Origin of the sequence: Gluconobacter sp. Dm-44, from assembly GCF_018256175.1 — a bacterium.
Classification (GTDB): Bacteria; Pseudomonadota; Alphaproteobacteria; order Acetobacterales; family Acetobacteraceae; genus Gluconobacter; species Gluconobacter cadivus.
The window spans coordinates 1-10,981 of record NZ_JAERLZ010000012.1 but is presented as its reverse complement, the minus strand read 5'-3'; the positions used below and the strand labels follow the sequence as shown (position 1 = coordinate 10,981).

Below are 10,981 nucleotides of genomic sequence, written 5' to 3'. Positions count from 1 at the left end.
AAGAAAGGGAATGAATGCTCGTCGCGAACACGGGAAAGGCCGATCACTCAGTATTTATCCCGGACATCATCAAAAACGCCGACGAGATTTTCATCGCAGTGGCGTTCCTGAAGCGCGCAGGCGCTGATCTCATTGCACCGCTGCTAGAAAAGCGCCTCGCAATGGGCGCGAACGTCGAGCTCTTTATCGGAACAGACTTCTTCCTTACGGACCCAGCCGCGCTCGAAAGCTTCTTGGCGTTGAAAGACCGTCACCGAGCCTGCAAGATTCGTGTTGCCGACCGTGCGACCGCGACTTTTCACCCAAAGGCGTATGTGTCGCGACGGGGCGACCAGTATCGTAGCCTGATCGGCTCGGCGAACCTTACGGGTGGTGCGCTCAGCACCAACGAGGAGCTTTCGCTGTGCGTGGACCATAGCGTCGATGACCCGCTCACAACCCAGTTGATAGCCACCTTTGATCGCTACAGAAAATCACCGCGATTCCAAGAGTTGGACTCTCTTGTTCTTGAGCAATATGCTTCCAGTCACGCAATCGATGCGCGTGAGCGTAAAAAGTATGAGAAAGCGAGGGACAACGCACTCCCTTCCGCATTCGATCTCCGCGTCATCGAGAATTGGTATCGGCTCTATCGAGCGGATGCTAAGGCGATGTCAGACCTAACGGAACGCAAGCAACGGCGCGTCGACGCGCTTCGCGTCCAGACTGCCATCGCTGCCCTTGCGGGGACCCGGCTCAACGCAACGACGAAAGCGACATTCCAAGCGCACTTCCGCGACCTTATGACCAGCAATGGCGGCCGACACCTCTGGGGTTCTGGCGATATCCACCGGCGCGGCAGCGAGGCCCTCGACCACCCAAAGGAGGTCATTGACTTATTCGTCGTCGGTCGATCAGCAGCCGCCATGCCGCCGCGTGATGGCTATGATGTCATACGCAAGGCAGGGGAACCAATCCCAGGGGTCGGCCTCAACATGGCAACCGAGATCCTCTGTACCTTCGCGCCCGACCACTATGCGGTCTATAACGGGAACACCGTGGGTGCGCTGAACGCACTCGGCATCACAGCCCCGACGCACCCAAATTTCCGGGCCATCTCCCCGCCACGATACGAGAAGCTCTGCGTTACAATACACGCGCTCGGCAGACGGATTGGGGGAGCAAATTTCTCCGAAACCGATGCCTTTCTAAACTGGATCTATTGGAAAGTGAAAGACGGTCGCGGGCAGAAAGAGAGCGCTTGAACGTGTCCGCTGGTCACGACCAGCATAGCATAATCGTCTATTTCTCACTAAAACTCTGTCTGTGTCCGATTCCTGAACTCCACTTAGGCACTAAGCACTGAGTCGATCCAGTCCGCTATGCGGAAGGTTAAATAGAAGCCTATTGAAGGCGACTGTCGCCCGTCTGCTTCAAATTCATTGAGCAGGCCGGCGATTAAGGGGGGAGGAGAGCAGAAGGACTGGTTTTGGCGTAGAACTCAAATTACCAGACATTCATACGGACCAAAACCGACCCTTATTTTCTCCAAATAGGGTAGATAATTCACCGCTTACATCTAAACGCGATGACTTCGTTTTAGCCTCCGGGCAAAAAACCACCCTCACAAAACCAATCACTATCGCTCCATGCCCGATATGCAGCCGTTCTCCAACTATTGACCCGAGCAGCCGCGCAGCTTTGGGCACGCCGTTCAAGCTCGTCACGCACCCCGTCCATTGGCTCGGCGTCTCGCAAGATCTGAAGTTGGTGCCGGATATTAAGAAGCTCTTCCGCAGCTTCAGACGCGAAGAGTGCAGCTAGACCGAGTGAGCGGAAATGATTGTTAACCCGCGCATACAGCGTATCGTCCCACGCATTCGACCGAGCAATAGCAAATTTCAGGGCGGTCGGCTGCCGTTCAACTACTGTCGCGGTAAGCCAAACCTCCTTCCCAAGGTCATCATAATACGGATGAAGTGGTACATCCTCAGCCATAACTGGCACGGCGTCTAACTTTGCCTTATTGCAGTCGGAGCAGGCCGGGATCAGGTTGAGCGGGGCAACCGCCAATGCGGGATAGTGTGCTTTTGGCAAATGATGATCGAGCGTTGCCGCAGAGCGCTGCATGCATAACGGGCAACGCCCGCCCGGTGCCGAAGCAAGTATCTCGTCGTAGGTGTCGCGTCCGGGTGAGCCGTTCTTTGCCATACGCTGCGTGTAGACCTTCTCCATTTCGCTTACAGTGATGTCTGGTGCGACGACATCATGGGTAGCGATACTATGAAGCGCATGAACGCGTGCGGCTTTATCGAATTGTGTCGAGGCGACTACAATTGCAGGCTTAGCAAGAGCAAGACGGTCGGCAAGTCCCGGATTGCGCACTCTGCTTATGCAAGTACTGAAGGTAGACAGGGCCGATAAAGCCGGGCGCTTCAGTGACCACATTAGAAATCATCGTCCTCAAGATCGCCGCGTGCCGCCAAAAGCCCCTGCACAATTGCCCGCGCTTCGTCTCCAAGTTCGCCGTCGAAACGGCGCACCACACTGTTATAGTTGGGGAGTTCGGCCACCGCCTCCCGAAGCATCTTATGAAAACCTGACTGAGTAACTTCCAGCCCGAATACCTCGCGCGTTAGCAGACCAACGTTTTCACCGAACGTTTGGATCTCGGGTCTCTCGGCCACCGAGCGCAAGCCTGTCCGGCGCACCATCCAAACACAACTAGTCGGCACTTCCTGCAGCACTACCGGCGAGTGTGTAGCGATAATAGCAACTCCGTTCCGGTTTATTAACAAATCTGATAATGCTCTTACAAAAGCTGAAAGCAACGGCGGATGTAAATGCGCTTCAGGCTCATCCAGCAGAACAAGAGTCTTTTCTTCAACGGTCTCAACCAAACGTGTGATTGTTAAAAGAACGATCTTGTGACCTGAGCTGAGATTCCTGAAAAGCTTACGTGCTGCGGATTTTAGTTCGTCTGCGTCCATATCTGAACGTGCGAGAGCCGAAACATTCGCGTCACGAAAAATCGGATCAGCCTGCAACATATTGAGTGCTCGTTCCCAGCGAGAGACTTTCCCACTTTGCCGACAAATCAGCACGCTGCTGACGAAATCGACAGATAGTGCATCAGGATTTTTGGGAGGTTTCGGCTTGCCCTCCTTATCTTTCCCTATCAGTTTCAGCCCAATATAAGCATATCGGACGCCCTGAGACTTATCCTGCCGATTGGGGAGAGGTTCAAACGGATCGAAAGCACTAAACGTTACAGAGACGAGACTGGTGAATAGTTCTTCGTTAAGATCAGTAGTAAAAGCACCGACTTCATTCGCCTCTGCATCTCGGTCAACGATCGCCCGTGTCATATCGTTAAGCAATGTAGTCTTACCCACTCCGTTACGTCCGATCAAGACATGCACGTTGGTGGGAGGATAAGATTCCGGTGCGACCGTAAAAGCGAGGCTCATTGGCCCGATGCGGCGTGACCGTCTCCGAGCTGTATAACTAAACTCATAGTTAGTTAGCCGGGCACCGCCTTGTGCGATCCGATGGAATTGACCAGTTACGGTAGATCGATCAACTGATCGCAGCAAAGATGTTCCGGTAACTTTTTCACCGAGCGCACGATCAAACAAGGCAGGGTCATTTGCGACATCCCGAAGCCCACTAAGAACGCGATCGCGAATTTCTGATCCAATTTTATTGAGCGCGTCATAGTAGCTGTCATCTTGGCCGAGTGAAAAAAAACGATCATCAAGCTCGTCGAAATCATTGGGAATATTCGGACGACGCTGGTCATCCGCCATTGCGAACTGGCCGATCTTTACTCCACCGATGCTGTGGCGCTCGCCATCCTCATCATAGATAACGAGCGTATAGAGGGTAGAAAATTTAAACCAATCGTCCCAGTCATCCGTCAGCAAATAGGCGCGATTTCGCGCTTGAGCGGATGGTCGTGTACCAACTGGCAGGACGCGGAAATACGTCATCAAAATCCCCGAAATCCCGAGAAAAAAGCACGAAAGCTTACAAGAAACTCGGAGTTACGAACCCGATATTGCAAAACGTTGTGCGAGATACACCGTATCATGGTGCTTTTCCCGTAACTTGGGTTTGGAGCCGCTCGAGCAGCTTCTCGCACACGCTGCGTTCTTCGTAGATGACATGCATGCCATCCGCCTCCTGAAGCGTATCGCGCGGCAAGTCCAGATGCGGGTCCTCCGTGAAGTCCCATTCGTAGCCGATCTGCTGTTTCATTGACACAACCGGGACGTTGAAAACTTGACGTGAATGATAACTCGACGAATGGACTTCGGATAGTCTCTGATGCGCTTTTGCGACGTGGTTAGGGAAAGTACCGGTTTCTCAACATTCCCCTATTATCCACTATGCGGGTATCAAATCGTGATGTCGCATATCTTGCATGAGGGCGATTGCTGCCTGAACGTTTCCGGGCAGCAGGGCACGGACCGCAATCAGTCGGCCCCCGAATTCAATTGGCACTTCATTCTACGGCGAATTTTGGCGGCGGGTCGCATGGGGTATCCTCGTCAGTAAGAACCACGGTCTAGACGTCGCAGAAACAGTCTGGCTGTGACCAGATTAATCTGAAGCCTGAAAGTGGCGTCCTCCTCCTCCGACAATCCGGGATGTCCCCCGTGCGGATGAAGTCGACTCAACAAGGCCTGTACGAAGGGGGTTTTCTGACCGCCCGCATTCCACTCGTTGTATTCAGTAAGCAGAAAAGGCGGTTTTACGCCCGAGCCTAGGAAGTCCCGCTTCTGTCGACTGTCCGCCATTTGATCGCAGCCAAATTTGATCGCGATCTCGTTCAGGTAGCTTTCGAGAAAATTCCGGAGCTCGCCGTTTGCACCGGACCATTCTCCGCGCTGGAACGCAGAAACGGCGCGGGATAAGTGGCCGTCCGCTACAACCAGACCATGCTTTCGCAGCAACTGAACGACTTCACTTTCCGCTTCCCTCATATCCAGCCCGGGGACATCGGAAGGTAGCATTCTGATCAGTGTAACATCTGGTTGTTTCGTCTGTAGCACCCATCCGCTGTGGTTCTCATCCATGGGGCGTTCGAGGACCTCGAATCCGTCTTGGCGGAGGCCGGCCTTCAGTCTTCGCCAAGAGGTCTCGTTCTGAACCCGTGATGAATACGAAAGTGCAGTTTCCACCAGCGCGCGTTCGAGGGTTACAAGACCCGCCTCGGTATGAACAGGAGGTCCGCCGCTTAAAGCAGCCTTTGCCAAATTCGATACCCGAGCCGACTTGCTGCTGCCGCCTCCCCGATCGGAGATGGCCCATTGCACCTCCAAGACATTGATGTCGCTGTGGGAATGGGTGTCCGATATCACCTCCGCTGCAGCCACGATGGTCATCGGATTGAATTCGCCCATAGCTCGCTTCCCGTCTTGGATTGGGCTCAGATGTTGAGATGCTGCATTACAGTTGTCAAACACCGGGCCCTTGTTTGACAACATGGCAGACGACATTCGTGGTCGCTCGTAGCACTAAGAGAGGCTTTGATGATCGGAACATTTCCAAAGGGCAATCCGCGATAAGCTTCTTCACTTCCGTCGACTATCGCCTTGTAGACCCAGTCCGATAGTATCTCGATATTCTCATACCAATCGTTGAAAATGTGGATGGAACCACGTGATCGACCTGCCGGTAGAGTGCTTCGTTCGCCATGCTAGCGTGATCTTCCAAACAGATTGGGTAGGATGCCTTCAGGCTATGTCTGATTTTAGAATGCAATGAAGCTCGATTGAATGTCTGAAATGAAGGCGGCTGCGGCCTGTCTGCTCTGATTCCCTTGAGCAGACAGGCGAATTAGTAAGGGAAAGCAGAATGTCTGGTTTCGGAATTTTGAATTTGGTTAGCCGACATCGCTTGATCATGGACTGAGGTTAGGTTCCCATATGCTCCTGAACTCTGGGATCGTTCTTGAAAGCATGCAGGACTGCCTCCCAAAACGCCCGGTATGTCGGATACCGACCTTTGAATGTCGCCTCGGAATCATCTGCGATCGGGTCGATCGAGAGCAAGACCCAAGTTTGGGTAATACGGTCGATCTGCTCGTCAGTAAACGACAGGAGATTTTGCAGTTCCTGGATCGCCTCTAGGTTGAACCGCAGGTCATGCCGGTTTGGTCCCTCCTGGATAGCTTCATTCAGGGTGTCGCCATACATGTCAGCGTCCTCGCCCAGAGGGCCTGCACCTATATCAGACAACCGTGGAAACTCATCTCGAATATTACTGTGCGAAAAGTTTGACGGTGAAAACATGGTAAACCATTCCATTATGTTCGGTGTTCCGAATTGTGACTTCAGCTCGACGCGCTTCCTGTCGCACTCGGTCAGTTCGATGAATGACGACCGCTGGATCGCAAGATAGCGAAGGCTTCCTCATTTTTTTTGTTCTGGTAATGTTACCGAGTGAACGAATTGACTGCACAAACACAAACGTTGATCGAAGCACTCGCCCCTTATCCGCTCCATCTATTAGGGTGGAAGGCGTTTCAGGACCTATGTGTCAGCGTGGCCGAGGTTTGCTTGCAACGCCCCGTTCAAAGCTTCCTGCCGACCAACGACGCAGGCCGTGACGGCGCTTTTGTAGGACGTTGGGAGGATGGTAGTCCGCAATCAGGGCAATCGACGATCCAGTGCAAATTCACTTCCAAGCCATCGTCGAACCTCACGGTATCTTCACTTAGGGACGAACTGACGAAGGCGACGTTTTTGGCGGCAAAGGGTCTCGCCCAAGATTACATCATCCTGACCAATCATCCCGTCACAGGGCAGAGCGAACTTCAGATAAAAGCGGCATTTGAGAAGGCTGGTGTGGGCTGTTGTCGTGTGTTCGGCGCGGATTGGATTACCGGCCAAATTCGAGCATCTGCAAAACTACGTATGCTCGTCCCCCGCCTCTATGGGATGGGCGATCTTCACGATCTGCTAGATGGCCGCGCCTACGAACAGGCACAGTTGATACTCAGCGCCATGGGTGATGACCTACAGCGCCTTGTTGTGACGGCTCCACACACAAAAAGCGTTCGCGCGATCAGCGAACATAATCTGGTCCTCTTACTTGGCGCTCCCGCCGCCGGAAAGTCTACCATCGGGGCTAGCATTGCCGTCGGCGCAGCCGATCGTTGGCAGTGTAATACGATCAGAGCGACATCACCCACCGATATTCAAAAGCATCTTAGTCCCAAAGGCGATCAGTTCTTCTGGATCGATGACGCTTGGGGAAACACCCAATATCAAAAGCAAACTGCTGAAGAGTGGAATCAGATATTCCCCTTCATGCATAGCGCAATGAAGAAGGGAACGAGGTTCCTTATCACCTCGCGTGACTACATATGGCGAGCCGCCAAAAACGATCTCAAATTGAGTGCTCTCCCCGTGCTGAATAAAAGCCAGGTGGTGATCGACGTTCAAAAAATATCTGCCTCAGAGCGTGCGCAAATCTTATACAACCACATCAAAATGGGTGATCAACCCGCCAAATTTCGCGGCAAGATCAAACCGTTTTTACCAGCGCTCGCTGAGCGCAAAGATTTCTTGCCCGAAACAGCGAGGCGCTTGGGATCGATTTTTTTCGCAGCCGAACTATCACCAGAGCCGAATATCCTGCACAAGTTTTTCGCTGAACCGCTCGCCTTTATGCAGGGCATCATCACAGGATTGGCACCCGAATGTCGCGCTGCCATCGCGGTCGTTTTTCTCAACGGCGGCAAGATCAGATCACCCGTATCGGCCAAGGAGCTATCATCTGGCGCTGATGCATTCGGGGTCGCACCTTCGTTGGTCCGCGATCAACTCGACGCCCTTGACGGCAGCCTGCTCCTGCTCGCGCAGGATGAGAACGGGCCTTACTGGTCCTACAAGCACCCCACCGTCAGCGATGCATTCTCAAAATATCTTGCTACCAGTCCCGAGTTGGTCGAACTCTACCTGCGCGGCGCACGGCCGGAATCGATAGTTTACGAAGTGGTTTGTGCTGGAGTGACAATCCAAGGCTCGCTCGTCGTTTGCACCACCTTCAATGATTTGCTCGCGAGCAGGATCGTCAAAATGGATCGGCATCAGCTGAAACTCTTCCTATCCTACCGATCCAATGCAGTGTTCAGCAAAATTATACTGGATCAGCGTCCGGACCTGCTGTCAGGAATGAGCCATTTCTGTGCTCCGATAAAGGGAGATTCCGATTCCACATTATTTGCAGCATTGCACCGACAAAAAATACTTCCCGAAGAGCTGCGCTTGAACTTCGTAAACTCCGTCAGGGAGGCTCTGGTCGAGCATGCCGATGCAACGTTCTTGGAAGTTGCCTACCTGCGGGAGGTTCTGACACTACAAGAAATGGAGAACTACATACTCCTTGCCTTCGAAGAGGTTATCCCCCGTATTGATGAATATGTGGATCAGGTACGTTCGGCGTGGGATGGAGAGCTAGCGCCAGACGACCAGTTTGCCGAACTGGAAAGCTCCATGAGAACTCTTTGTGAGCTAATTGCCCCAGGCGAAAAGGAGCCAGCCCCTTTACTTGCATTAAACACGTTCGTGCGTAGAGCCGTTCGAGCGATGGAGCAGGAATACGAGGAGCCGGAAAGCACGTCATATTCCTCTAGCTCGCCGAAAGCGCCTACAACTAATTCCGCCGATCTGTTCCGGGATGTCGATGAGTAATCATACTGCATCTTGCGCGCCAGCCTCCGCCGAGACAACAGCTTCGATCGGTGCAGTAGCCACTACCGGGGCGGGCTCACTCCCTAACATCACGTACTAATGCTTGAGCCACCCCGGGATTGGCAGGGACCTATTCCTGAGCGGCCTGTTTCCATGTCTGCTTTGCGGAACGGGCTATGGCTGAGCGGATGTCTGGGATGAAGGCGTAAGCGGACCTGCCGCCTTCGCCTTCATATTGGACATTCTTGATGTTTAATCGCTTTTCACATAGCTGACATAAGAAACACGGATATGCATGAAATTCATGGCGTTCCAGCCACCTTAATCATCGAAATTGCTTGTTCCATTGCATCGGTGCCACCATCACCATCGATTTGGGCGATCATGGCTGTGCATATCAAAATAAAGCTATTACGTAAATTTTGTGTTTCCATTCCCTTCATAGCGTTTTGAGCTTCGTCTGGCGCGAATAGGATTGCCGCATCAAGCATTTCTTGCTTCGAAAAGGTCACATTTTCTGTAGCATGGGCGCTACAATTACGCATCTCTCTTAGAAGATCGAGCCGATTTCTTGTATTAGGGTCGATAATCTCCAGAGCCTTAGCTAGCATTATTTTGGATGAAAACGTGCCGGCAACACCGTTAAAATCAAAAAATGAGTCTTTTTCTCCTGCTAGACCAGTTAGTTTTTCCTCTATTCTTCTCTTAAGACAATCCTCAATTATACTTCCGAGGAGAACAATGACACTTCTGTCGCTTTCATTTTTCAGATTACTAACTATGTGACTCGCACCAAGGTCAATAGGGTTAGTATTTGCCAGACGTTTAAGTGCTTTTCGTGTTCCGTCGAAAGCCATTCTACCTATCCTATTCGCTTATCGCTTGTTAAAATTCAAAATTTACACGTAGCATCGTCGATTACAAAGAACCAAACAGCGAACCACTCAGCATCAAACATGACTTTCATGTCGGCAGGTGGAGTTGATGCTCCTGCTCACGAGAGGTCAGCTAAGAATTTAGGTTCAATTAAGCAAGAAATCCCCAGCCTTTTAGGGTGCTAGGAACGTGCCTGTTCGTAGGATCGATACGAAAATTAACCTCTATATTTTCTCAGAAATCTTTTTGTGGAGTGCGAAGTGATCTAAAATGGATCTTTATCTTTCCTTGCACGATCACTTCAGATTTCATCATATTCTTCTTACTAGTGGCCGTGAGCGGTGTACGTCCGCTGTCTGATATCACCAAGAATCAATCTTCGGGCTCATTGATAGAAACCGCCATTGTCTCGACAACTTGTGCGAACCGTTCCGGTTCGCGCACGGCGCTCTTCAAACTATCTGCCCATCCCCGATTTTGAGTGGTCCAACTCACTAGGCGTGAGGGGTCAACGTGACGGTGACTTATGAGGAAGTTGGTGATTTTTCCTGGAACGGCCTCTGTTACGAAATGGGCATTAGCAGGTTTGGCGCGGGCCAAGACGATGACGGCCCGCGAAAAACCAAGTAGATCATTTTCTTCAGCCAAATGGGTCATAAGATCAAGGACTGCCCCGGTCGAGGTCGTGTACGCAGCGGAACCGTGTTCTGCAATTGCTTTGGCGATGCGGTCTTCTAGTTCGGGAGTCACAGTGGGAACCTCTTTAGAAAGGCCATGAAGTGCTTCGGCTTTGGCACGACGCTCCTCGGCGAGTTTACGAATGTCTTCAGCATCTTGTTCGGTAGGCACCCAAACTTTCACTTCGCGCCACCCTTCAGCGGCGCGCAACTCGCGCTGTCGCTTCAAACGGGCGACAACTGTTTGATCAGCCATGGCAATAAGCCTCCGTAAGCGCGTTTCACCGTAATGACGGTACGGTGTAATGACGTTACGGTCAATAAAAAACAGGCAGTATTCGGAGGAGAGCAACGACTACCAAAAGGAGCGCAGCGGCGCTTCGCTCAACTCAAAACTTTCCTGTATTGGCAATGTCCGCTCCGGAGCGCCTGAGCCAAGACTGGGAACGGCGGGAGTAGGCGCAATCTAATCACTGGTAACCCGTTTCCAATTTTGCCATCTAACCGGCCCATTGTTGCTTCCTGCCGCCGATACGAGGCTGAACCGCGTCGAGATTGTTAGACGGGTCCGCTTCTGAATATGTGTCCTGCAAAGCAGACAGACTGCAATCCACCCCCAAAGCTGACGCGCCGGTGTTCAGTGTCGGCACTGGCAATGCGTTCTCCACTAGGCTCAGGACCTATTAATTTATTGAACTGAGCGAGAGGTTGTGATTCACAGGCTTACCGATGGAGGGTAGGCCT

The 10,981-nt window shown here is 52.1% G+C and carries 9 protein-coding genes; 2 read left to right on the top strand and 7 right to left on the bottom strand.

Translation table 11 applies throughout. The features are described 5' to 3' along the window. Positions 1-14: 14 nt before the first annotated feature. Positions 15-1,244 (top strand): phospholipase D-like domain-containing protein, encoded by a 1,230-nt coding sequence (locus JK213_RS12705; RefSeq protein ID WP_194262227.1) that lies wholly within the window; start codon positions 15-17, stop codon positions 1,242-1,244. Between the two features lie 334 nt (positions 1,245-1,578). Here JK213_RS12705 and JK213_RS12700 read toward each other — a convergent pair whose 3' ends face one another. The 5 genes from JK213_RS12700 to JK213_RS12680 all read right to left on the bottom strand — a co-directional run bounded on the left by JK213_RS12700 (position 1,579) and on the right by JK213_RS12680 (position 6,293). Continuing rightward, positions 1,579-2,427 carry an HNH endonuclease gene (locus JK213_RS12700; protein WP_194262226.1) on the bottom strand — a complete coding sequence of 283 codons (849 nt, stop codon included), beginning with the start codon at positions 2,425-2,427 and terminating at the stop codon, positions 1,579-1,581. Continuing rightward, positions 2,427-3,971, bottom strand: coding sequence for an AAA family ATPase (locus tag JK213_RS12695; RefSeq protein WP_194262225.1), 1,545 nt, complete (start codon positions 3,969-3,971; stop codon positions 2,427-2,429). The genes JK213_RS12700 and JK213_RS12695 overlap by 1 nt, the downstream gene beginning before the upstream one ends. Before the next feature lie 97 nt (positions 3,972-4,068). Then, positions 4,069-4,239, bottom strand: coding sequence for a hypothetical protein (locus JK213_RS12690; protein ID WP_194262224.1), 171 nt, complete (start codon positions 4,237-4,239; stop codon positions 4,069-4,071). Between the two features lie 293 nt (positions 4,240-4,532). Then, the gene (locus JK213_RS12685; RefSeq protein WP_194262223.1) at positions 4,533-5,387 is read right to left on the bottom strand and encodes a hypothetical protein; all 855 of its coding nucleotides are present in this window, start codon (positions 5,385-5,387) and stop codon (positions 4,533-4,535) included. Positions 5,388-5,900: 513 nt separating this feature from the next. After that, the gene (locus tag JK213_RS12680) at positions 5,901-6,293 is read right to left on the bottom strand and encodes a hypothetical protein (RefSeq protein ID WP_228125460.1); all 393 of its coding nucleotides are present in this window, start codon (positions 6,291-6,293) and stop codon (positions 5,901-5,903) included. Between the two features lie 135 nt (positions 6,294-6,428). Here JK213_RS12680 and JK213_RS12675 point away from each other — a divergent pair, with 135 nt between their 5' ends. Next, the gene (locus JK213_RS12675; RefSeq protein WP_194262222.1) at positions 6,429-8,684 is read left to right on the top strand and encodes a hypothetical protein; all 2,256 of its coding nucleotides are present in this window, start codon (positions 6,429-6,431) and stop codon (positions 8,682-8,684) included. 302 nt (positions 8,685-8,986) lie between these two features. Here the strand turns inward: JK213_RS12675 and JK213_RS12670 are convergent, their stop codons facing one another. Both JK213_RS12670 and JK213_RS12665 read right to left on the bottom strand, forming a co-directional pair. After that, on the bottom strand, positions 8,987-9,541 hold the full coding sequence (locus JK213_RS12670; protein WP_194262221.1) for a DUF4145 domain-containing protein: 555 nt from the start codon (positions 9,539-9,541) through the stop codon (positions 8,987-8,989). Positions 9,542-9,932: 391 nt separating this feature from the next. After that, positions 9,933-10,493: a hypothetical protein gene (locus tag JK213_RS12665; RefSeq protein ID WP_194262220.1), complete on the bottom strand. Its 561-nt coding sequence runs from the start codon at positions 10,491-10,493 to the stop codon at positions 9,933-9,935. Positions 10,494-10,981: the final 488 nt, after the last annotated feature.